We start from the raw sequence: 23,458 nt of genomic DNA, 5'->3' as shown, positions 1-23,458 counted from the left end.
GCTTTTTATTATGGATGGCACAAAGACATTTGTCAAGTTTGATGAAAATACTCATACACCGCCTTTGCTGCTTTCTGAGAAACTCCCTTGACCTGACAGAGTTGCTCCTGCTCCGCCTGACGCACTGCCGTCACGGTTTTAAAATGCGCCAACAACGCCTTAGCCGTCGCGGGTCCTACTCCGGGAACATTTTGAAGCGTAGAAGCATAAGATTTTCCCTTTTGGAGACGTTTTCGATAGTCATTGGCCCACCGATGAGTCTCATCCTGAATACTCGTGACAAAAGCAAATACCCCTTTGTGCATGGAAAGCTGAATCTCCTCGCCCGCCGGAGTAATCAATCCTCTTGTGCGATGTCGGTCGTCCTTCACCATACCGAACAATGGCACTTGTGCGAATGGCGTATTTTCCAGGCTTTTTCGCACAGCATTCACCTGTCCACGTCCACCATCCAAAAAAATCAAATTGGGTTTTACCGAAAACTGCCCACTTCCGCCTTTTTCATACTCAGACACACGTCGACTTAATGTTTCCGACATAGAGGCGTAGTCATCGTTCACAAAAACAGTCTGCATTTTAAATCTGCGGTAACCAGCTTTTTTAGGCTTTCCGTTTTCAAACACTACCATACCGGCCACACTGGTTCCATCGCCCCAGTTGGAAATATCATAGCTTTCGATGACCTGGGGCGGTTCCTGCAGTCCCAAAAGCGCTGCCATTTCATCTAGCAATTTCTGCTCCCGCGCATAGCGACCGCTCTCCCTAGCCAATCGTTCAAACGCATTGGTTCGGGCCATTTCAATCAACTTTGCCGTGTCGCCTCGACGAGGCACATAAAGCTGAACTTTGCTGCCACGCGTCTCGCTCAAAAGCCTTTTCAGATCTTCCCAACCTTCCGGAAGTTCATCCACCGCGATACTTCTGGGAATAAACTCACTGTCCTCTAAATAATAGCGCGGCAAAAATTCATTTCGAAGAGCTGTCAAATCCTGGGTATCGTGAAACAAAAATTCTCGTTTATCCACAAGCCTTCCTTCTCGAAAACGGAGAATTGCCGCACAGACAGCAGTCACACTGGCCGCAAATGCCACCACATCCTGCTCATCCACACTGCTCCGGACCACTTTTTGCCCACGACTTACTTTTTCAATGGCATTGATTTGATCACGCAACATCGCCGCACGTTCAAAATCCAATTTTTCGGCCGCTTCCTCCATACGCTGACGAAGTAGTTTCAAAATTTCACCCTGTCCGTGCCGAATCAGATGCAAAGCGCCTTCCACCGATTCTCGATACATTTCCCGGCTAACTTTTCCCGAACAAACAGCCATACACTTTCCAATATGAGCATTTAGACAAGGTCTGCCCTTCCCGATATCCTGCGGAAACCGTTTTCCGCAGCGGGGAAGACGGAACACATTATTTGCCGTTTCTACCATTTCACGCACTGCAAAACTGGATGTATACGGCCCGATGTATTCTGCATCATCGTCTTCTTTTTGCAAAACCGCGGTAATACGCGGGTAATCTTCACGGGTCACTTTAATGTAACTGTACCCTTTGTCATCTTTCAGGAGAATATTGTATTTCGGTTTATGCTGTTTGATCTGACTGCATTCCAACACCAGTGCCTCAAACTCACTCTGTGTGACAATGACGTCAAACTCAAAGGCATTGTGAATCATTTTCGTTACTTTTGCATCGTGGGGAACTCCTTCTCGGAAATACTGAGAGACACGTGTGCGCAACCGCTTGGCCTTGCCGATATAGATGATTTCTCCCGTCTTGTCACGGATGATATAAACACCCGGCAGCAGCGGAAGCATCTTTGCCTTCTGCCAAAGCTCATACTTCGTCATCTCTTACCCACCTTTCCCCGAAAAAGAAAATGCGCCGCCAATTTTCAGGCAGCGCACTTCGTTTTGTTAAAATTTATTCGCTGAAACCAGAGTTAACCAGTTTAATCAAGCCTTCAACAGCAGCCTGCTCGTCAGCGCCGTCAGCAATAATGCGGATCGTAGTACCGCCCACGATGCCAAGAGACAGAACACCCAGAAGGCTCTTCGCATTTACACGACGCTCTTCTTTCTCGACCCAAATGGAAGATTTAAACTCATTGGCCTTCTGAATAAAGAAAGTAGCGGGACGTGCATGCAAGCCGACCTGATTCTCCACAGTTACTTCTTTCACAAACATAGCAAACGCTCCTTATCATGTATCTTGTGCCTTTGACCTTATTGTATACCAAAAACTTTCAATACGTCAATAATTTCGGACGCAATCCGATAATTTTTGCAACTATGCCTTTAAACGGCCGTGCGCGTCGGGCCACCTTTGTGCATGTTCACTAGTTAGTTTTCAACAACATTAGCGAAATATACAAGTGTTTCTTCAATTCTTTATGGATTTTCGCCATTGACTTTTTGAAGGTATTTTTCATACAAATCCGGACGGCGCGCTCGTGTTCTTTCCAGCGCCTGTTCTTTTCTCCACTGCCGGATATTTTCGTGGTGTCCGGACAGCAAAACCGGCGGCACACTTCGGCCATTCCACTCTTCAGGACGACTATACTGAGGATATTCTAAAAGGCCGCCGTAATAGCTTTCCTCCTCATAGCCTTCCGGACTTGAAAGCACACCCGGGCAGAGGCGAAACACACTGTCCGCTACGACAAGAGAAGCCAGCTCTCCACCCGTTAAAACATAATCTCCGATAGAAATTTCTTCATCTGCAAGTTCTTCAATCACGCGCTCATCAATTCCTTCGTAATGACCGCACACCAATAAAAGGCTCTTATATTTCACAAGGCGCTTGCAGTGTTCTTCATTCCACGGTTTTCCCGCCGCTGTCAAAAAAACGATATGAGGGCGCTCAAATCCCGCCTGCTGCACCTGACGAATCACATCCTGACAGCAGTCATAAATCGGCTGCGCCTGCATAATCATCCCATGGCCGCCACCATATGGGTAATCATCAACCTGCTTTTGACGATTCAACGTGTAGTCTCGGATCTGATGTGCATGAAACTCAATGTAGCCGCGCTGGCGCGCACGACCGATGATGCTCTCGCTCATTACTCTCTCACACATTTCTGGGAATAACGTAGCTACATCAATCCTCATCGTCATTTCCTCCACCAGAAGTAAACATTCCCTGAATCGGTTTGACCGTGATGTATCCCTTATCCGGACAAAGTTCCTCTAAAAATTCCGAAACCGCCGGAAATAAAAACACTTCACCCTGATCATTGCGCACTTCATAAATATCGCTGGCCGCCGGATGAGTAACATCTGTCACCGTACCATATTCTTGTCCGGTCAAAGCGTCCTTTACCTTGCATCCAATAATATCTTGGACAAAAAAACGACCTTCCGGCAAATCCACATCCGCCCTTGCAAAATAAGCAATTTTCCGAACATAGGTCCGAGCCTCATCTATGGATTGAATGCCTTCCAATTTGACAAGACACATACCTTTGTGTACCCGTGCCGCCAGCACTTTTTTCTCTTTTTCCCCATTTTTTCCTAAAAACAAACGCGGAAGTTTTGTAATGAAAGCGGGATCGTCACACCAAGGATACAATTTTAGTTCACCCATTACTCCATGCGTGGTGACAAACTCCCCCGCCTCTAAATATTGTTTCATCTATTTTCCTCCATTCAGGATCGAATCACCACGCCCAAAAGTTTGGCGAGCTCACACGCTTGTATCGCTGTGACAATTGCCCCGCGCAGTTCTGGACCTTCTAGACGAATCCCATCTATTTCACAGCTCGTCAAGTCTATGCTTTTTAGCGGGGTGTGAAAAAAATCTGCAGCCCGCAAATCACAACGGTCTAAAGAAAGCGACAATTTTTTTCGAACGGATGAAAAAGACGCCTGCTGCAATTTACAGTTTTCAAACTGTACATTTTTCAATCCGCTCTCTGCCAAAACAATTCCGTCTGCAGTACATTCGTGAAAACGGACATCCTGTAATACCGCTCCAGCCAAGTTAGCACCTGACAGTTTGCACCCCAGAAACCACACGCGTTGCAAGGAGCTTTCCACCAAACGAACGCCGGATAAATCGCACCGTTCAAAAATTACGTCCCGAATCCATCCCTTGGACATGTGAGCGCCTGTGAAACGGCAACCAGAAAAAGTGCAGCCTTTATATTCACTTTTTTCTAAATCCCATCCAGCGATGTTTCCGTTCTCAAAGCGATATCCATCCAACAGAACCCCATCTCTGTCTTTTAGACTCAGAACCTCTTCTAAAGGGATTGCATCCTCGAGTTGCGTCGGCAGAACCGGTTTTGGCACCCGCATTGTCTACTCCTTTCCGATGTATATCCCGCTCAAAAAAAGCCGGGCGCTCACCCGGCTTTTCGATGCATCATCTCTTGTCCGCGCGCACACGAGGCATCACCGGACGTTTTGAAAGCAACAATCCAACAATACTGAATACAATCGCCGTCACGCTGACAACAGCGCTGACGATTCCCAAAATCAATCCGGTTAACCGGAATGCTCCTCCATGTCTCATTCGGCAACGCTCCTTTTCATTCATTTCATTCAGTATACCTGTTTAATCCTTAGAATGCAAGGACAATCCCCCAAATTCTCAACGACAAAAACGGTTGATATAAGCATCCAGGCATTTCTGAATAATCGCTCTTGCTTCTTGTGGCCCCTGTTCTTCATCGACCACCGTTTCTTTTCCTTCCAAATTTTTATATACCGTGAAGAAATGTTTCATCTCAGAAAAAATATGGCTGGGCAATTCGGAAATGTCATGGTATCCGTTGTACATGGGATCTTCAAAGGGAATTGCAATAATTTTTTCGTCCAATTTTCCCTGATCCCGCATGGTGATCACGCCGATCGGATAGCAGCGTACAAGGCTCAATGGAGAAATTGTCTCGCTGCAAAGCACCAGCACATCGAGCGGATCCCCATCATCTGCATAAGTGCGCGGAATCAACCCGTAGTTTGCAGGGTAGTGTGTTGAGGTGTACAAGATTCGATCCAAAATAATGTGGCCGGTTTCCTTGTCCAATTCATACTTCTTTTTGGATCCTTTTTCAATTTCAATTACCGCAATGAAGTCATCAGGATTGATGCGCGCCGGACTGATATCATGCCAGATATTTGTCATAATTTTATTCCTTTCCCTGTGGTTTTCGGTATGCTTGCGTCAAATTCAAAAGGATTTGCACCGCCTTATCCATCGATTCCGCAGTAATACACTCGTACGGTCCATGATAATTGTAACCGCCCGTGCCCAAGTTGGGACACGGCAATCCCATATACGACAATGTGGCGCCGTCCGTACCGCCCCGAATCGGCTCGATGGAAGGCTCTACGCCTGCATCCAGAGTCGCCTTTTTCGCATTTTCGATTAAATGCATACAGGGGGCAATCTTCTCAGCCATATTGTAATAACTGTCATGGAGTTTTAAGCGAATGGACGCCGTGGGATATTTTTGATTTAGACGATCAACTATCTCAAGCAGCATCCTTTTACGGTTTTCAAACGTTTGACGATCATGATCTCTCACAATGTATCCCATGCGCGCATGGGCGTCGGTACCTGTAAGTCCATCCAAGTGGAAAAATCCCTGGTAGCCAGAAGTTCTCGCCGGAATCTCCTCAGCCGGAAGCATGCTGTTCAATTCACAGGCCACCAGCAGCGCATTCACCATTATATCCTTAGCACTGCCCGGATGCACCGAAACGCCTTGGATGTCGATCTCCGCACTGGCAGCATTGAAATTCTCATATTCCACGCCACCTACAGCGCCGCCATCCATTGTGTAAGCAAAATCAGCGCCAAAATGTTCTACATCAAATCCGAGAGCACCCTCACCAATCTCTTCATCCGGCGTAAAGGCCACACACAATTTTCCATGAGGAAGATTTTCCTTTTGGATTTTTTCGCAAGCTGTCAGAATTTCCGCAATTCCCGCTTTGTCGTCTGCTCCTAAAAGCGTAGACCCATCCGCAGTAATCAACGTTTCTCCTTTGTGCTGCGCTAAGAATGGAAAGTCTTGCACCTTCAGCACCGTTCCGTTTTTCGGAAGGAATACATCCTTTCCGTCGTAATTTTCATGTACCAGGGGGCAAACCTTTTCACCGGAAAAACTCGGCGCAGTATCCATGTGCGCCACAAATCCCAACGCCGGCGCATTTTCGCACCCTGCACTCGCTGCAAGTGAGCCATATACATATCCCTGTTCATCCATATGGGCGTCCAAAAAGCCCATTTCGGTCATTTCGTCTACCAGGATCCGTCCTAAATCTTTCTGTCTTTGGCTGGACGGATGAGCTCCTGAATTCGGATCACTGGTTGTATAAACTTTCACATAGCGCAGCAAACGTTCATATGCACGCATAAACTCCCTCTTTTCTCCGCTTTCTACTATGCATGGTACCAAAGGTCAACGCGGATTTCAAGAACTTGGCAAGGACAAAATTACTTTATTTTCGTCAAATTAGGACAATTTGTGGTAAAATAGAAGTTATATCGAAAAAGCCGTGACCAATCCACATTGGATTGCCGGTGCTTTCGTTCAGGAGGTTTTACTATCATTATGTCCAAGCAACCCTTTGTCCAACTGCGAATGACGCACAATGTCTTTCGAATTTTTCTTGCAGTCGTGCTGACGGTTTTATGCATCTGCTCTTGTGTCTGGATGTATTATTCACCGGAAGCGCTTGCCAAAGCAGTGTATAACATAGAAACCACTGACGATATCGTAACAGGTGCCAATTCCAGTCCAGTCGTATCAAAAAAATATACCGCAAAATATGATTTCACCGTAACTCCAGAACGGCCGTATCTGGACAATGTTGGCTTTTGCCTTAACCTGCGTGACAATGATACGCAGAAAGATCGGCCCGATTATACCATAACCGTCTCACAGGGAGAAGAAATTCTCGCATCCGAAACATTGGATTTGGAAAGCCATATGGCCATCGGTGAATACGGACATTACTATTTTCTGCATGTAGAACAGATTTTGCAGCCAGGGGTCACGTATACTTTAACTCTAAGCTGTGATAATGCATCCGAAAATGCATCCGGGTTGCGTGTTTACTCTCATCCTTCTAAATCGGCCGAACAAATTTCTTATTTCTCGGACGGACAAGCGTTTACTCCGGATTTTTCCATCACTACTGGAGAAGTGGACTATTCGCTTTATTGGATTCCCATGATTCTGATGGCAATTGCCTTAATCATCGCTTTATTTAGTCTTTTGGTGGACGTCACTTGGTGCCGTCGCCGCCCCTCTTTAATTGCCATGATCCTTTTCAACGGCCTTTTATGTGCCTTTTTCTCCCTTGTGGCCGTAGAAAACCTGAACAATTCCGGTGGCATATTTTGTATGGAACCATTTTCCATTTTGGTCAATTTGATTACTTATATCTGCCTATATCTTCTGGTTTATGCGGTAACTGGCTCTCCCTTCTTCAGCATCTGCTCTATCAGCATTCTTTTGACCTTTGGAAGCATCGTCAACTATTTTACATTGGAATTCCGTGGAACCCCGGTGATGCCAGCGGATATTTTCGCTATTACCACTGCGGCCAATGTGGTGGGACAATATGAAATTGGCACGAATGCGTTTCTTCTTTGGTCTTGCGCCATGACAATCTGTGTTTGCGCCATCAGTTATCTGGTAGCGGGACGTCCTATCACACGAAAAGTTTTTTTACATGCCGGTATGCGTCTATTGGCTTTGGGAAGTTCTCTGGCATTTTTCATGTTTTTGAATACTACCCAAGGCTGTATCGCATTACAGGTTCCTACAAACGCCTGGAATCCTACCCTGGCAAATCAGCAAAATGGTTTTGTTGTTCATTTCACAGAAAACATTCGCGCTCTCTTTCTTGCTAAGCCAAGCGGTTATTCTCACTCAAAAGTCGATCAAATCGCTTCTACTTACTCGTCGGATAAAGAAACGTCAGAACTTCCTAACATCATTTTTATTATGAATGAATCCCTGGCTGATTTTGAATTTTATGACTCTCTTTCCACCAGTGACCCCATTTTGCCGTATCTGCACAGTTTAAAAGGTCAAGCGAATGCACTTACAGGATATGTAGAAGTTCCTGTGTATGGTGGCGGTACGAGCACCTCGGAATTCCAGGCGCTCACCGGAGTCAGCGATCGTGACTATTTCTCCACCTCTCCTTATGCTACTTATATTTTGCGGGATACTCCCTCGATCGCAAGTGTGTTGGGCGAACTGGGTTATACCACCATTGCCGCGCATCCCGCTTGGGGTGGGAACTGGAATCGGGACCGTGCATATGATCGCCTTGGCTTTGATGATTTTTACGATATCTCGAAACTCACAGATCTGTCGACTTTGCGCGGGCTTACCAGCGACAGCAGTTTCTATTCCTTCCTGACACGTTTGGATGAGGACTCCGACGAACCACTATTTTTGTTTGCAGTGACGATTCAAAATCATGGAGGATATGAAGAGGAGGATTTCGACGAGCCTATTTCCATCTATTCTCCAGAAGGCGATTATCCTCAAGCACAGCAATATTTGAATCTGGCCCGAATCAGTGACGATGCATTTCGCGAATTGACGGAATATTACAGCACCGTAGACGATCCCACTCTGATTGTTATGTTCGGTGATCATTTCCCTGGGATCGAGAGTGAATTTACAACTGCTGTATGCACGCCAAATGACCTAGGAATTCTTGCTACGCAAATAACCCCCTTTGTATTATGGGCAAATTACGACCTGGACAAAGATGTTCTGCCAGAAGAAGGCTCTATTTTTTCTGTCTCATTCCTTCAGTCCGTTCTCATGGATGCGGCTGGTCTTCCTAAAACAGGTTGGCAGCAGTTTTTATCCGATGTTTTGGTGGACTATCCGGTTGTTTCAAAATTTGGGACCATGGATGCCTCTGGCAATCCGGTAGAGGATTCACTGGACATTTCTCTTTTGCAAGACTACAGTTATCTTCAATATGCTTTACTTGGACCCGCACGGTCCAGACCTGAAGCTTTTTTCACCTTTGCTGAATGAGTGTAAAACCCTTGGAATGAAGCCATCTTTATGTTACAATAATACAAATTGTACCGGCATGTGCCAAAATCCGTACACGATCATGGGAGGCTCTTAATGGATTCTGCATATTTTAAAAATAAAGTTCTGCTTATCACTGGCGGAACCGGTTCTTTCGGAAACGCGGTTTTAAAGCATTTTTTGCACAGTGAGATCGGAGAAATTCGTATTTTTTCCCGCGATGAGAAGAAACAGGACGACATGCGACATGATTATCAGCTTCGTTATCCTGAACTCGCCGGAAAAATCAAGTTTTACATTGGAGATGTGCGTGAACCACGGAGTCTCACCAGTGTCATGCGTGGTGTGGATTTTATTTTTCATGCGGCAGCTCTCAAACAGGTGCCAAGCTGTGAATTTTTCCCCATGGAAGCGGTGCGCACCAACATTATCGGCACGGATAATGTTTTGACTGCCGCGATTGATGCTGGTGTCAAAAAAGTGGTGTGTCTATCTACGGACAAAGCCGCTTATCCCATCAATGCCATGGGCATTTCCAAGGCTATGATGGAAAAGGTTATTGGCGCTAAAGCGCGCACTGTTAAGGCCGAAGACACCACCATCTGCTGCACTCGTTATGGAAATGTAATGGCGAGCCGCGGCAGTGTGATTCCCCTTTTTGTGGAACAAATTAAAGCCGGTAAGCCCATTACCATCACAGATCCTGACATGACACGATTCCTCATGAGTCTGGATGAGGCCGTTGACCTGGTTGGATTTGCTTTTTCTCATGCCAACCCGGGGGATCTGTTCGTTCAAAAAAGCCCCGCATCTACCATCGGAGATTTGGCCAAAGCCGTTCAAAAACTGTTCGGTGACACCGGAACTCACATCATCGGCACCCGCCATGGCGAGAAGCTGTACGAAACCTTATTGACCCGCGAAGAGCGTGTGCGCAGTGAGGACATGGGAGAATATTACCGGGTGAGTGCCGACGGCCGCGACCTGAACTATGATAAATATTTTGTAGAAGGAAAGGTCCATACTCAGGCGGACAGCGAATATACCAGTCACAATACCCGTCGGCTAACCGTCGATGAAATCGTGGACAAACTTTTAACCCTTGATTATATCAAAGAGGAGCTGAACGGCCTTGAAAAACACTGAGCTGCGCCTTTTGATCACCGGATCTGGCGGCTTTGTTGGGAAAAACCTTGTATGTGAACTTCGCAACCGGGGTTATAACCATTTAATGCTGTTTGATTTAGATACCCCTAAGGAAAAGCTGGCAGAATACGCCCGTGAGGCGCAATTTGTTTTTCATCTGGCTGGTGTGAACCGGCCCAAAGATCCCAGTGAATTCTATTCTGGGAATCGAGGGCTGACCGAAGAACTTCTTCACTTGCTGGAACAGTCAGGCAACAAAGCTCCTGTTCTGATTACTTCCTCGATTCAGGCCGAACTGGACAACGATTACGGAAAATCCAAACGTGAGGCGGAGGAGCTTTTATTTGCGCATGAGCGCACTTGTGGAGCACCCGTACTGGTTTACCGTCTGCCCGGTGTATTCGGCAAATGGTGCCGGCCCGCATACAACAGTGTAGTCGCCACGTTTTGTTATAATATTGCCAACGGACTTCCTATTCAAATTCGCGATCCCGCATATTCTTTTCCGCTGGTATACATCGATGATGTGATCAATAGTTTTATCACCGCGATGGAACAAGGTGCAATCCGTGACTGTTCCATTCCCGGATTCTGCCATTTGGGATGCGAAACCTATACTGTAACGCTGGGTCGCCTTGCGGAATTAATTGAAGGCTTCCGCAACAGCAGAAAAGACTTGAGCGTGCCGGACATGGGCGATCCATTCTGTAAAAAGCTGTATGCTACGTACTTGTCCTATCTTCCGGAAAACGAGTTTTCTTATCCTCTGAATATGCATTGCGATGAGCGTGGAAGTTTTACAGAATTTCTTCGCACGCAAGAGCGCGGGCAGGTCAGTGTAAACATTTCCCTACCAGGAATTGTAAAAGGAAATCACTGGCATCACACCAAAAATGAAAAATTTTTGGTGGTAAAAGGACAAGGTGTTATTCGGTTCCGAAAAATCGGTACCGACAATGTAATTTCTTACCGTGTATCCGGAGAACATCTGGAAGTTGTGGATATCCCTACGGGGTACACCCATAACATTGAAAATGTTGGCGATACGGAAATGGTCACGGTCATGTGGGCCAATGAACCTTTTGACCCGCAGCATCCGGACACTTTTTTTGAAAAAGTATAAAGGGAGTTTTTCCATGAAAAAAATGAAAGTCATGACCATTCTCGGAACTCGTCCGGAAATTATCCGCCTGTCCGAGGTGATCAAGTGTTGCGACAAATATTTTGATCACATTTTGGTGCACACCGGCCAAAACTGGGACCCTACATTGAATGATGTCTTTTTCCAGGACTTGAACCTACGCCAGCCGGATTATTATCTGGATGCAGTAGGACAAAATCTTGGAGAAACGATGGGCAATATCATCGCTCGCAGTTATGAAATTCTTTGTAAAGAGCAACCGGAGGCACTTTTGGTTTTAGGGGATACAAACTCTGCGCTTTCTGCAATCAGCGCCAAACGTCTCAAAATCCCCATCTTCCATATGGAGGCTGGCAATCGCTGCTGGGACTGGAATGTCTCTGAAATGATCAACCGAAAAATTGTAGATCACATTTCGGATATTAATCTCCCCTATACCGAACACAGCCGCCGCTATCTTTTGAGCGAAGGCATCGATGGGAAGACCATTTTTGTCACTGGAAGCCCTATGCGGGAGGTATTGGCCGCGCACAAAAACGAGATTGAGCAAAGCGATGTTTTAACGCGCCTTGGTCTCGAAAAAGGAAAATACATTCTGCTCTCTGCTCATCGCGAGGAAAACATTGATAACGAAGAAAACTTTATGAGTTTAATGAACGCAGTCAATAGCATTGCGGAAAAATATGCGATGCCTATTATTTATTCCTGCCATCCTCGTTCTAAAAAGTACATCGAACAACGTCATTTCCAATTCCATCCCTTGGTACAGGAAATGAAGCCTTTCGGATTTATGGACTACAACAAGCTGCAAATGAATGCTTATTGTGTTCTTTCGGACTCCGGCACTCTCAGTGAAGAGAGCGCTATGTTGAATTTTGCGGGTGTTTTGATTCGCACTTCCACGGAGCGGCCCGAAGTTCTGGATAAAGGCAGTGTCGTAATTGGTGGCATCAAAGGGCCCGACGTCGAGCAGGCAATGAATTTGGCCGTATCTATGCGGGATGCAAACGAACCTTACGTAATGGCCGAGGACTACGCAGACACCAACGTCAGTGTCAAAGTTGTAAAACTTATCCAAAGCTATGCAAAAATTGTCAATGAAACAGTTTGGCTCAAGCGCTGAAGCAAATAGGACTGATAAATAGAAAGGGGCTTCGTGCTTGCAAAAACGCATTTTGGTGGTCAGTCAGCATTACTGGCCTGAAAACTTTCGAATCACGGATATTTGCCGCGGATTTGTTGCGGATAAGATTGAAGTGGATGTTCTTTGCGGACTTCCCAACTATCCCAAAGGTGAATGGTTTGAGGGATATCGCTACACCGGGCCGCGCAATGAGGTCCATGATGGAGTGCAGATATTCCGTGCGGGAGAAATTCGTCGCAAAGGAAATACATCCATACGAATTTTTCTCAACTATATTTCCTATCCCATCACGGGTGTTTTTAACCTTTTCCGGCTTCACGGAAAAAAATACGACGCGGTTTTTTGCTATGAGACCAGTCCTGTGTTAATGCTGTTGCCTGCTATTGTGTATGCAAAACTACATCGGATTCCGTTGACTTGTTATGTTTTGGATCTCTGGCCGGAAAACCTTTACTCTGTTCTACCTATTCGTAATTCTCTGCTTCGTGCCGTTGCAGAAAAAGTGTCTCATTGGCATTATCGGCGCTGTGAAAAATTGATTGCCATGTCGGATGCCTTGGCTGAAAAACTGCGTATGATTGCTCCACACGCCCAGATTGTCACAATTCCGCAGTATTGTGAGGATCTGTATGCACAAGACGTGGTGGATCATGATTTGCAGGCTCGCTTTACCGGTCGCTTTAATGTTCTTTTTGCAGGAAATATTAGTCCGGCCCAAGATCTTGGATTGCTGGTTGAATGTGCGCACAAATTACGACAAGCCAACCGAACGGATATCCATTTTATCTTAGTAGGCGATGGCATGAGCCGTGCAGAATTGGAACAGGAAATTCAGCAAAAAGGCCTTATGGATTATTTTACATTTGAAGGGCAGCATCCTGTCACAGACATTCCTGCATATCACACTATGGCGGATGCTCTTTTTGCTGCCCTGGCAAAGAGCAATGATTTAGGACTTACAGTTCCGGCCAAAATCACCAGTTATATGGCAGCGGGACGTCCCTGTTTAATTGCTGTGGACGGTGAGGCGGCTCGTGTAGTGACACAGGCTGGCTGTGGACTGACTTGTCCTGCCGGGGATGCGGATTCGCTGTATCAAAATCTTCTGAAATTAGCTGAGATGGAACCATCTGAGCGAGAAATTTTAGGACAAGCTGGGCGCACTTATTTTCAACGGTACTTTCGGCGTGAAAAGCTCTTGGCAGAAATGGAGCACTTTATTTTCGAGTCAAACGAGGTGACACCTTGAGGGTTCTTGTAATCATCCCCTGCTACAATGAGGAAGCCAACATTGAACGAGTGGTTTCCAGATTAAAAAATGTAACATCCGATCTGCCCTATTCGGTGGATTACATCATCGTGAACGACTGTTCCACAGATCGGAGTGCTGAAATCTGCCAGGAGAATAACTTTTCTTATTTATCTCTTCCGGTCAATCTCGGCATCGGCGGTGGTGTTCAAAGTGGTTATCTTTATGCACGGGAGCATCATTACGATATCACTGTCCAGTTAGATGGGGACGGTCAACATGATCCGGCCTATTTGGATGCGGTCATTAGCCCGGTGGCTCAAGGAAATCTGGATATGTGTATCGGGAGCCGTTTTATCACAAAACAGGGATTTCAGACCAGTTTTATGCGCCGCTTTGGCATTAACATTCTCAGTACAATGATTCGAATTCTATGTGGTGTCCATGTATTGGACACGACGAGTGGATTTCGTGCCTGTGGAAAAGAATTGACTTCCTACTTTGCGGACCATTATGCGCAAGATTATCCAGAACCTGAAGCCATTATCTCGGCCGTATTAAATGGATATCGTGTAGGAGAAGTACCCGTAATTATGCAAGAACGAATGGGTGGCACTTCCTCTATTAGTCCCTTCAAGTCCATCTATTATATGGTAAAGGTGGGCATCGCTCTGGTAGTGTTTCGGCTAACCAGCAAACGAAAACAAAGGAGGGATCACCCATGAATAACGCCGGACTAAGCCTTTTTCTTCGAATTGATCTTATCTTGGGGGCTCTGGTATACCTCGGTGTTATCCTTTGGCTTCTAAAAAAGAACAAATTGACGATTCGTTACTCCATCATTTGGCTTTTGAGCGGTCTTGTCTTGCTGGTTTTTGCAGTTTTCCCTTATATTGTTTTGGTGATGAGGGATCTATTACACGTTGAAATCGCGTCCAATCTTGTGTTTATGATCGTTCTCGCCTTTGTGTTGCTGCTCTTGTTGAGTCTTTCCAGTATCGTCTCTGGTTTTTCCGAAAAGATAAAACGTCTGTCCCAATGCAATGCGCTATTGGAACGTCGTGTCAGAGAATTGGAAAAAAAATTGGAAGAACTATCGGACAATACCACGCCTTCTCAATAAGTTTTTGAATCGCTATTTTCGGAAACGGAGTTTTGCTGCATGAATTTTATAAGTTTGGCATTTCTTCTATTTTTGCTTGGGGCGTGTCTGGTTTATTTTATTCTGCCAAAGGCAGCACGAACCGGGTGGCTCTTAGTATGCAGCTATCTGTTTTATTTATACGATCCAACCAACGCCGGGTTTCTTCCCGTACTCATGTCGGCAACGCTAATCACTTATGGAACTGGTTTGGTATTGGAACGTTTTGAAAAACCAATTGTCCGGAAACTTTGCCTTGCGTTCAGCGCTGTTTGTTGCATGGGGGTACTCGCATTTTATAAATACTTTTCCTTTCTTGCAGAAATCAGCTCCCAACTTTTTGGATTGTTTGGACAAAAATTGCATGTTCCAGCATTCAGTCTGGCCGTTCCTTTGGGAATCAGCTATTTTACCTTCGCCGCTTTAGGATATGTAATTGATGTTTATCGCGGCGCTCGTGCAGAAAAGAATCTTTTTCATTATGCATTATTTGTCAGTTTTTTTCCCTGCATAATGACGGGACCTATTTCACGGGCAGATCGAATGCTTCCCCAATTTCGCGAGGAGCACACTTTTGAATACAATCGTGTAACTGGCGGAATGTTCCGAATTTTATGGGGATTTTTCAAAAAGCTTGTTATCGCCGACACCATTGGCGGAATCGTAAGCACTATTTTCTCTAATCTCCATTATGCGGATTATACTGGTCCTGTCCTTCTTATTGCCAGTTTGCTTTTTAGCTATCAACTCTATTGTGATTTTTCCGCTTGCACAGATATTGCAATCGGTGCAGGTGCCATCTTTGGAATCGACGTGATGGAAAACTTTCGCCGTCCACTGGCCAGTTCAAGTTTTATCGAATTGTGGCGACGCTGGCATATTAGTTTGACCAGTTGGTTTCGGGACTATCTGTATATTCCTTTGGGTGGAAACCGAAAGGGAAAACTTCGGCAAAATCTGAATCAAATTATCGTCTTTCTCATTAGCGGTCTATGGCATGGTGCTTCCCTCTCTTATCTTGTATGGGGACTTTTAAACGGCGTATATTTGTGCATCGGAAAAGCAACTCAAACTCTGCGCCGGCGCATCGAGGTATATAATCCGCTATATTTCTTTTCTCCATTGCGCAAATGTATTCAAGTCTGTATTACTTATCTTTTATTTACAAGCTGCATTGTCTTTTTTGCCGTAGGTACGTATAGCAACGGAATTCTCAGTGAAGCTCTATATGTATATACTCATCTCTTTACGGGTTGGGATCTTCTTTCTTTGCTGCCGGCCACACTGACAACACTCGGCTTTGATCAAACGACCACATTGGTCCTTCTTTTTTCTTTTGTTCTGGTGGAAGGTTTGGAAAGCTTTCAAATTCCCATGCAAAAGCTGATTCGTCGGATTCCTTTTCCGATTCGTTGGCCCCTCTATTATTCTCTGGTCCTGCTGATTCTATTTTTTGGCGCTTTCGGCCAGTCCTCTTTTATTTATCAGCAATATTAAGGAGGGCCGATAACAATGAAATTAATCTTAAAAACAACAGCCAATCGCTTTGTTTCGGCATTTCGTTTGCTCATTGGTGCAATTGCCTTTCTTCCCATACTGTTCTATGTCATCTGGGTCAATTACACAGTCGACTGCTCTGGCACATTTCAAGGCGATCAATATCTGCGCGAAGTTGCCAGCATGCTTTTATCCGGACAGGATGTCGTTGGATACGAGCAATTAAATGAACGGCAGCGGGACGTAATGGAACTGATTGTCAGCCAAATGGAAACTGCTCCAGATCCCATTGTTCTTGGTTCCAGCCGTATCATGCAAATGAACACGGACATTGCACAAGTGGACAGTCTATTCAACTGTGCCTTAACCGGCGCGGACTGGTATGATATGTTGGGAACCTTCTATCTATTTGACAAGATGGACAAACTCCCCAAAAACGTAATCATTGGATTTGATCCATGGCTTTTTGACACAAGTCCCGATTCAACCGATGCGCGAAGCAACAAACGTCTTTATGCGGAGTTTCTTTCCACACGCTTGGGTATTCCGACTCAGTACGAAGCACAAAATCCCAATGAAAAATGGCAAGCACTGTATTCGCTCAGTTATTTCCAGGGAAACATCTCTTATATGCTGCAATCCAAAGATGGTGTAAAAAAACCGCAACCCGTAGAGGGTGACGTTTACGACCAAACCACTGAGGTCAAACGCTCTGATGGCAGCTTGCTGTATTCTTATGAATTTCGGAACAGAAGCCAGTCTGATGTTGACAACGATGCCCTAGGACAAACCAGCAATTTTTTCCGTATGGAAGAGTACACTGCTCCGGATACAGAACGGTTAGAAATTTTTGAAAAATTTCTTTCTTATCTGCAGTCTAAACAAATCAATGTAATTTTAGTATTGACTCCTTACCATCCACTTGTATATGACAACGCCTTGGAAAAGGCCGATCATTATTCTGGTTTTTTTGCCACCGAACCTGCATTGCATCGAATTGCCGAAAAACTGGATATCCCTGTATATGGAAGCTACAATCCTTATGCAATCCCCAATACTTCAAATGCGGACTTTTACGATGGAATTCATGTGCGTGGCGAATGCATCGCCCGCTATTTCCCTGGTGTTCCCAAGGCTCTTGAAAACATAGCCAATCACGTAGATGTGACTCTGGATTATGAGACAACCGCGGAACAGGCAGAATTGCGTGACAGCGGATTAGCTGAGGACAGCGATCTGGTATGATTTAACCCGGGCCAGCAATCATGCTGGCCCGGGTTTTCTTTAGGAGGGTTTCAATGAAAAATTTAATTTTTGTCGGTGGTCCTATGGGGGTCGGAAAAACCACCGTATGTCGAGCACTCCAGCCCATGCTTCCCAATTGTGTTTTGTTGGATGGCGACTGGTGCTGGGATGCACACCCGTTTGTCGTCACAGATGAGACGAAAACAATGGTGTTGGAAAACATTGCATTTCTTTTGCAAAACTTTCTCCGTTGCAGTGCATACGAAAACATCTTGTTTTGTTGGGTTCTACACGAAGAATCAATTTCCCAAAACTTACTGGGCCGTTTGGACGGACTTTCTTTTCAGCTTCATCGTTTTTCGCTTGTGTGCAACGAAAGCATGCTTCGCACAAGGCTAGAGGCGGACATCCGTTCGGGAACTCGTACAAAGGATGTTATTCCGCGCAGTCTTGAAAGGCTCCCCCTTTATCAAGCAACCAACTCTCTTTTATTGGATACCAGTTTTCTTACGCCTCATCAGGTTGCCCATGAAATGAAATCGCGCATTTTGTTATGACAAACTATCCAAAAATTCCTGTGCGTATTTTACCGCTACAGCACCGTCTGCTACGGCAGTGACCACTTGTCTCAAGGGTTTTGTCCGTACATCTCCCACTGCAAATACACCTGCAAGGCTCGTCCTGGTTGTTTCATCCGCCACAATGTATCCTTGTTCATCTACTTGAATTTGTCCCTTCACCAGTTCTGTATTGGGGATCCGACCAATGGCCACAAATAATCCGTCCACTGGCAATAACTCACTCTCACCTGTCTGGACATTCTCAACTTTCAAGCCTTCCAGCTTTTTCTCTCCAACCAGACCAGAAATCTTACGATTCCACACAAATTCGACGCTATCGGCCTGTTCTAAAAGTTCTTGATAGCTTTTAACAGCACGCAATTTCTCACGTCTATGGACCAAATATACCTTCTTGCAAAGCTTAGCCAAGGTAAGAGCATCTTCTGCGGCTGAATTTCCGCCACCGGCAACGGCTACAACTTTGTCTTTGTAAAACATTCCATCACAAGTAGCGCAATAAGCCACTCCGCGCCCTTGATACGTAACTTCTTCCGGCAGTCCAAGCGGACGCGGTGCTGCACCTGTCGCAATAATCACCGCACCGGCCTGAATTTCTCCTTCACTAGTCTGCAACCTTTTAGGATTTTCCGCTAAAGATAACCCAGTCACTTCTGCATAAAGAGTCTGCGCTCCAAAACGTTCTGCGCCTCTTTGCATCTGTTGACCCAATTCAAATCCATCTACACCCTGCTCAAAGCCAGGATAATTGTCGATCCAACTGGTCGTCGCCATTTGTCCGCCCGGAGAAAGTTTTTCGATAACCAATGTGCTCAAACCTGCACGCACAGCATACAAAGCTGCTGTATAGCCACCGGGACCGCCGCCTACAATGACCAAATCATATGTTTTTACATCCATTGTTTTTTCCTCAATTCTGTTGTTTTAGCCATTCTTGAATCTGTGCCTGCGAAGCCGGCGCGACCAACGGCTGACCTTGTTTCCCATTCTGGAACAGCAAAAGCGTAGGAATGGTATCAATTTTATAGCGCTCGGCCAACTGAGGTTCCTCATCAATGTTAATTTTGACAATCTGAGGAATATCCTGCTGACCGTCCATGCGGTCTAATACAGGTGCCAAACGCCTGCAGTATACACACCAAGGTGCCCAGAAATCTACAAGAACCGGCTGTTGCGCATTTAGTACCATTGTTTCAAACTCCGCATTAGTAATTGAACGAATCGCCATCATCCATTCCCCTTTCCATTTTTTACTCTTATTGTATGATTCTGGTTGTATTATATCCCCAAAACCAAAAACGTACCGTGACAAAATCACAAAAATAGGGCTGGCGCTAAAAAACGCCAGCCCTATTTTCGTTATTTCGCAAGACTTACCTTCGGTCCCTTAGGCGTATCTTCTACCACATAGCCCTTTTCAGTCAATTGTGCGCGAATTGCATCCGCTTTTGCCCAATCTTTTGCCTTTTTAGCCTGAGTACGTTGCTCTACAAGATCCAAAATCTCCTGCGGAATTTCTTCTTTTTTACGATTATAAAGAATTCCCAATACTCCCGTCAGCTCATCAAAAACCTGTGCTACCTGCTCCAATGTCTCACGACTGGAGTCTGCGGACAGTGTATTGATCTCTCGAACAAAATCAAACAATGCCCCCAGCGCAGCAGGAGTATTCAGGTCATCGTCCATAGCCGCACAGAATTTTTCTTTTGCTTCCACTGCCTTTTTCTTTAATTCTTCATTTGCACCATGCGCATTTTCCAACGCAAAATCCAAATTATCTCGGCATGTATAGAGTCTTTGCAAACTTGTTTTGCAGTCTGCCAAAAGTTCTGCGGTATAGTTCAGCGGGCTGCGATAATGTCCGGTTAACATAAAATAGCGGATAGGCTCATAGCCGTACACCTCGCTGAGCTCCCGAACCGTAAAGAAATTGTTGGCGCTCTTGGACATTTTGTGATTATCAATGTTCAAAAAGCCATTATGCATCCAATAATTGGCAAAAGTGCAACCATTGGCACATTCGGACTGTGCAATCTCATTTTCATGATGCGGGAAAATCAAATCTTCACCGCCTGCATGAATATCGATGGTATTTCCCAAATGTGTCCGGGCCATGGCGCTGCATTCAATATGCCAACCAGGCCGTCCTTTTCCATAAGGGCTATCCCAATAGGGCTCGCCTGGCTTCGCAGCTTTCCAGACCGCAAAATCTGCCGGATCTTCCTTAAGATCATCGTCCATCTGATGACGCAGTTCCCGATTGCCAGACTCCAAGTCCTCTAAGTTCAAATGGCACAATTTGCCGTAATCTTTATCCGATTTCACGCGGAAATACACGTCTCCGTTCTTTGCCACATAGGCATGTCCGCTCTGAATCAGATCTGCCACAATGGAAAGGATCTGCTGAATATGTTCCGTAGCGCGCGGCCGCACTGTGGGCGCAAGCACATTCAATCCATCACAATCCTTAATAAACTCAGCTTCGTACTTACGCGCCACTTCTTGCATGGACACGCCTTCCTCGCCAGCGCGTTTGATAAGTTTATCATCAATATCGGTAATGTTAGAAACAAATTTTACTTCATTTCCAAGATACATTAAGTACCGGCGGAGGGTATCAAACACGCACACCGGACGCGCATTTCCAATATGGATAAAATTGTACACGGTCGGTCCGCACACATAGATGCGAAATTCCCCCTCGTGTAGTGGTTTCAATTCTTCTTTTATACGGGTCAGGGTATTGAATACTTTCATGTTCCTTCTCCTTTATATTTGCTATTTATCCGCATTACGGTTCAATTTCAACATTCGGTCCGCTCCCAAGAGTACTCCTGCACGGCTGGCATGAAAATTAATGCCGCCTTGCATATACACCGTATACGGAGAACGAACCGGACCATCTGCAGAGAGCTCAATGCTGGAGCCCATAGTAAAAGCTCCTGCCGCCATAATGACTTGGTCCTCATAGCCAGGCATATCCCCTGGCATAGGAGCTGCGTAACTATCCACCGGACTACCTGCCTGTACGCCGCCACAAAGAGCAACCATTCCCTCAGGAGAATGCGTCTCTACACTTGTGATGATATCATTTCGGTCTTCTTTGTATCCAGGCGTCGCCTGATAACCTAAAAGTTCAAACAAACAGCTTGCATAAACGCTGGTTTTCAGTGCATCACAAACAACGCCTGGCGCATAGTAAAGTCCTAAGTACAACTCACGCAACACATCCAATGTGCACCCAATTTCTCCACCCGTTCCAGGGGCTGTCAATCGGTGGGCACACAGCTCTACTAAATCTGCCCGTCCTGCAATGTAACCGCCTGTTGGAGCGATACCACCGCCCGGATTTTTGATCAGGCTTCCGGCCATCAGATCCGCACCACACTGAGTGGGCTCTTTCATCTGAGTAAATTCTCCGTAACAGTTGTCTACCATGACAACAATGTCCGGATTGGCACGTTTGGCAGCTCGGCTGATTTCTTCAATTTGAGAAAGACTCAATGCCCCACGTGCAGCATAACCTCGACTGCGCTGAATATAACACATTTTGGCTGTTTTACATTTCAATTCGATGGATTCAAGATCCGGTTTGCTTCCCGGCAACAGCGGAACTTCATCGTAATGAACTCCCCACTCCATCAAACTTCCACAGCCGCTTTTCTCTAATCCAATAACCCCTAACAAAGTATCATAAGGGCGTCCCGTCACGGCCACCATCGTATCCCCGGGCCGCAAAACGCCAAACAAGGCCACGGTGAGCGTATGTGTTCCAGACATAAAATTGTAACGGAAAAGTGATGCCTCTGAACCAGTCAGTCGAGCGAACACCTCTTCCAATTTTATACGTCCTGCATCATCATATCCATAGCCGGTGGTTCCCACCAAATGATGTGCACCTACGCCGCAATCTGTGAAGGCTCGCAGCATTTTCAATTGGTTGTGCTCTTTAATTTTCTCCAGACGCTCGAAAGGCTCCCGACACAAATCCAACGCACGCTGGTCAGCCTGAAGCAGCTCCGGCGATAATTCATAAAACTGCTCAATCATAAATTTCTATTCACTCCGTCTTTTACTTTGCCAAATCCGAACCTTTGGTACAAAACCGAACTTCTCATAAAACGGTATCATCGGTTTTCGACACACTAGCCGCACCGTTCTATTACAAGAACTATATTGCCTGGCAAGAGAAGTTACAAGATACGAGGCACACCCCTCTCTGCGATGTTCTCGCGCAGTAACCACACCCGCAATATACGCCTCATGAGAAGTCATTGCAAATATACCCGCAATCGCGGCATATTCATTTTGCTTTTTTAGAGCCCAAATATCTGCCCCGCACTTATTGCGCCGTGCACAGGCCTGGGCAGCCCACTCATCTGCCGGTACATTGGTCACGTCCGGCGTAATGCAGGCTGTCGCGGCCTGATACAAAATTGGTTGCTGATCCACAAAATACCCATTCGGGCATTTCCAATGTCTCGCAGAACTCGGAAGATACTCTAAGATCCACTGCTCCTCTGGCTCAAAGTCAGGTGGTATCCAGTCCATACTCTGCAGGCATTCAATCCGCTGAAACGCAAGAAATTCAGACATTTCTTGTGTGTTGGTCAATGGTCCATACAGCATTGCTCTGCCGCCATGCAGCCACAATACCGCCCTTTCATCCGCGAAAAAGAACAAGTCTCGTGTACACGTATTCCAAGCTGCATCCATTTCCGCCGCAAAAAAAGGAGCCTTTCCAAGAATTTCTAAAAAACGATCGTGGTCTTCTCTTTGTGCTAAACGAATCAAAGGGCATTCACCAGTGCTTTGTAATGACGGCCACGAGCTTCAAAATTAGGATAACAATCAAACGATGCACAGGCAGGTGAAAGCGATACAATGTCCCCGGGCTTTGCATGCTGATTTGCCAGCGCGACCGCTTGCTCCATATCCGAAGCGCGCAAAATAATCAAACCGCTTTCTGCGTAACCTGCATCTGCCTTTACAGCCGCCTCTATCTTATCCGCAGTGGCACCTGTCAGAATCAATACTTTTACATGCGCGATCAGTTCCGGTGCCAAAGGAGCAAAGCTAATTCCTTTATCAGAACCACCCGCGATGATGATAAGCTTTTGAGAAAAAGCACGCAGTCCCGCAATGACACGTGTAGGACTCGTCGCGATGGAGTCATTGAACCACTGCACTCCATTCAATGTGCGAACCGGCTCGATACGGTGTTCCACGCCTTTAAACGCACGCGCGACATACGCCATATCCGCTCCATCTACCAATTCCCAA

General features: G+C 45.9%; 24 protein-coding genes. 10 read left to right on the top strand and 14 right to left on the bottom strand.

Annotated elements, in window-relative coordinates; genetic code table 11:
- Nucleotides 1-32 precede the first annotated feature (32 nt).
- The 8 genes from uvrC to pepT all read right to left on the bottom strand — a co-directional run bounded on the left by uvrC (nucleotide 33) and on the right by pepT (nucleotide 6,376).
- The gene (uvrC, locus tag AB5H98_RS06820) at nucleotides 33-1,859 is read right to left on the bottom strand and encodes an excinuclease ABC subunit UvrC (protein ID WP_367925165.1); all 1,827 of its coding nucleotides are present in this window, start codon (nucleotides 1,857-1,859) and stop codon (nucleotides 33-35) included.
- A gap of 73 nt (nucleotides 1,860-1,932) precedes the next feature.
- Nucleotides 1,933-2,196 carry an HPr family phosphocarrier protein gene (locus AB5H98_RS06815; protein ID WP_009324587.1) on the bottom strand — a complete coding sequence of 88 codons (264 nt, stop codon included), beginning with the start codon at nucleotides 2,194-2,196 and terminating at the stop codon, nucleotides 1,933-1,935.
- Nucleotides 2,197-2,399: 203 nt separating this feature from the next.
- Nucleotides 2,400-3,122 carry a tRNA (guanosine(37)-N1)-methyltransferase TrmD gene (trmD, locus tag AB5H98_RS06810; protein WP_367925164.1) on the bottom strand — a complete coding sequence of 241 codons (723 nt, stop codon included), beginning with the start codon at nucleotides 3,120-3,122 and terminating at the stop codon, nucleotides 2,400-2,402.
- The gene (gene rimM, locus AB5H98_RS06805; protein ID WP_367925163.1) at nucleotides 3,112-3,645 is read right to left on the bottom strand and encodes a ribosome maturation factor RimM; all 534 of its coding nucleotides are present in this window, start codon (nucleotides 3,643-3,645) and stop codon (nucleotides 3,112-3,114) included. The genes trmD and rimM overlap by 11 nt, the downstream gene beginning before the upstream one ends.
- Before the next feature lie 14 nt (nucleotides 3,646-3,659).
- Complete coding sequence (locus AB5H98_RS06800; protein ID WP_367925162.1) at nucleotides 3,660-4,310, bottom strand: pentapeptide repeat-containing protein; 651 nt, start codon at nucleotides 4,308-4,310, stop codon at nucleotides 3,660-3,662.
- A 67-nt stretch (nucleotides 4,311-4,377) separates the two neighbouring features.
- Nucleotides 4,378-4,527 carry a hypothetical protein gene (locus AB5H98_RS06795; protein ID WP_367925161.1) on the bottom strand — a complete coding sequence of 50 codons (150 nt, stop codon included), beginning with the start codon at nucleotides 4,525-4,527 and terminating at the stop codon, nucleotides 4,378-4,380.
- Between the two features lie 78 nt (nucleotides 4,528-4,605).
- Entirely contained in the window at nucleotides 4,606-5,139 is a 534-nt protein-coding gene (locus AB5H98_RS06790; RefSeq protein ID WP_367925160.1) for an inorganic diphosphatase, read from the bottom strand.
- Between the two features lie 4 nt (nucleotides 5,140-5,143).
- Entirely contained in the window at nucleotides 5,144-6,376 is a 1,233-nt protein-coding gene (gene pepT, locus AB5H98_RS06785) for a peptidase T (protein ID WP_367925159.1), read from the bottom strand.
- Between the two features lie 198 nt (nucleotides 6,377-6,574).
- On the opposite strand from pepT, the gene AB5H98_RS06780 reads away from it, so the two are divergent.
- The 10 genes from AB5H98_RS06780 (at nucleotide 6,575) to AB5H98_RS06735 (ending at nucleotide 18,154) form a co-directional block, all read left to right on the top strand.
- Nucleotides 6,575-9,034 carry an LTA synthase family protein gene (locus AB5H98_RS06780; protein ID WP_367925158.1) on the top strand — a complete coding sequence of 820 codons (2,460 nt, stop codon included), beginning with the start codon at nucleotides 6,575-6,577 and terminating at the stop codon, nucleotides 9,032-9,034.
- Between the two features lie 96 nt (nucleotides 9,035-9,130).
- A complete protein-coding gene (locus AB5H98_RS06775) occupies nucleotides 9,131-10,180 on the top strand; it encodes a polysaccharide biosynthesis protein (protein ID WP_367925157.1) in 1,050 nt (349 codons plus the stop codon).
- A complete protein-coding gene (locus AB5H98_RS06770; RefSeq protein ID WP_367925156.1) occupies nucleotides 10,167-11,303 on the top strand; it encodes an NAD-dependent epimerase/dehydratase family protein in 1,137 nt (378 codons plus the stop codon). The genes AB5H98_RS06775 and AB5H98_RS06770 overlap by 14 nt, the downstream gene beginning before the upstream one ends.
- Nucleotides 11,304-11,316: 13 nt before the next feature.
- Nucleotides 11,317-12,444, top strand: a complete 1,128-nt coding sequence (wecB, locus tag AB5H98_RS06765) for a non-hydrolyzing UDP-N-acetylglucosamine 2-epimerase (protein WP_367925155.1) — start codon at nucleotides 11,317-11,319, stop codon at nucleotides 12,442-12,444.
- Between the two features lie 37 nt (nucleotides 12,445-12,481).
- Entirely contained in the window at nucleotides 12,482-13,714 is a 1,233-nt protein-coding gene (locus AB5H98_RS06760) for a glycosyltransferase family 4 protein (protein WP_367925154.1), read from the top strand.
- A complete protein-coding gene (locus AB5H98_RS06755; protein ID WP_367925153.1) occupies nucleotides 13,711-14,439 on the top strand; it encodes a glycosyltransferase family 2 protein in 729 nt (242 codons plus the stop codon). The genes AB5H98_RS06760 and AB5H98_RS06755 overlap by 4 nt, the downstream gene beginning before the upstream one ends.
- Nucleotides 14,436-14,837 carry a DUF2304 domain-containing protein gene (locus AB5H98_RS06750; protein ID WP_367925152.1) on the top strand — a complete coding sequence of 134 codons (402 nt, stop codon included), beginning with the start codon at nucleotides 14,436-14,438 and terminating at the stop codon, nucleotides 14,835-14,837. Before AB5H98_RS06755 ends, AB5H98_RS06750 begins: the two co-directional genes overlap by 4 nt.
- 39 nt (nucleotides 14,838-14,876) lie before the next feature.
- Nucleotides 14,877-16,352 carry an MBOAT family protein gene (locus tag AB5H98_RS06745; RefSeq protein WP_367925151.1) on the top strand — a complete coding sequence of 492 codons (1,476 nt, stop codon included), beginning with the start codon at nucleotides 14,877-14,879 and terminating at the stop codon, nucleotides 16,350-16,352.
- A 15-nt stretch (nucleotides 16,353-16,367) separates the two neighbouring features.
- The gene (locus AB5H98_RS06740) at nucleotides 16,368-17,597 is read left to right on the top strand and encodes a hypothetical protein (RefSeq protein WP_367925150.1); all 1,230 of its coding nucleotides are present in this window, start codon (nucleotides 16,368-16,370) and stop codon (nucleotides 17,595-17,597) included.
- 53 nt (nucleotides 17,598-17,650) lie between these two features.
- Entirely contained in the window at nucleotides 17,651-18,154 is a 504-nt protein-coding gene (locus AB5H98_RS06735) for an AAA family ATPase (protein ID WP_367925149.1), read from the top strand.
- Here AB5H98_RS06735 and trxB read toward each other — a convergent pair.
- From trxB to AB5H98_RS06705, 6 genes are all read right to left on the bottom strand, one after another.
- Nucleotides 18,149-19,075, bottom strand: coding sequence for a thioredoxin-disulfide reductase (gene trxB, locus AB5H98_RS06730; protein ID WP_367925148.1), 927 nt, complete (start codon nucleotides 19,073-19,075; stop codon nucleotides 18,149-18,151). The two genes, AB5H98_RS06735 and trxB, sit on opposite strands and share 6 nt — an antisense overlap.
- A 10-nt stretch (nucleotides 19,076-19,085) precedes the next feature.
- Entirely contained in the window at nucleotides 19,086-19,403 is a 318-nt protein-coding gene (gene trxA / locus AB5H98_RS06725) for a thioredoxin (protein ID WP_367925147.1), read from the bottom strand.
- A gap of 131 nt (nucleotides 19,404-19,534) precedes the next feature.
- Complete coding sequence (gene cysS / locus AB5H98_RS06720; protein WP_367925146.1) at nucleotides 19,535-20,932, bottom strand: cysteine--tRNA ligase; 1,398 nt, start codon at nucleotides 20,930-20,932, stop codon at nucleotides 19,535-19,537.
- Nucleotides 20,933-20,953: 21 nt separating this feature from the next.
- Nucleotides 20,954-22,225: an aminotransferase class I/II-fold pyridoxal phosphate-dependent enzyme gene (locus AB5H98_RS06715; RefSeq protein ID WP_367925145.1), complete on the bottom strand. Its 1,272-nt coding sequence runs from the start codon at nucleotides 22,223-22,225 to the stop codon at nucleotides 20,954-20,956.
- A 6-nt stretch (nucleotides 22,226-22,231) separates the two neighbouring features.
- Nucleotides 22,232-22,969 (bottom strand): GNAT family N-acetyltransferase, encoded by a 738-nt coding sequence (locus AB5H98_RS06710; protein WP_367925144.1) that lies wholly within the window; start codon nucleotides 22,967-22,969, stop codon nucleotides 22,232-22,234.
- Nucleotides 22,966-23,458: glutamate ligase domain-containing protein (locus tag AB5H98_RS06705; RefSeq protein WP_367925143.1), on the bottom strand; the 493-nt coding region annotated here is incomplete at its 5' end. The genes AB5H98_RS06705 and AB5H98_RS06710, both read right to left, overlap by 4 nt.

The sequence above is a fragment of the uncultured Ruthenibacterium sp. genome, assembly GCF_963558415.1.
Taxonomy (GTDB): domain Bacteria; phylum Bacillota; class Clostridia; order Oscillospirales; family Ruminococcaceae; genus Ruthenibacterium.
Note: the sequence above shows the minus strand (reverse complement) of the source record. Positions and strands in the feature narration are given on the sequence as shown.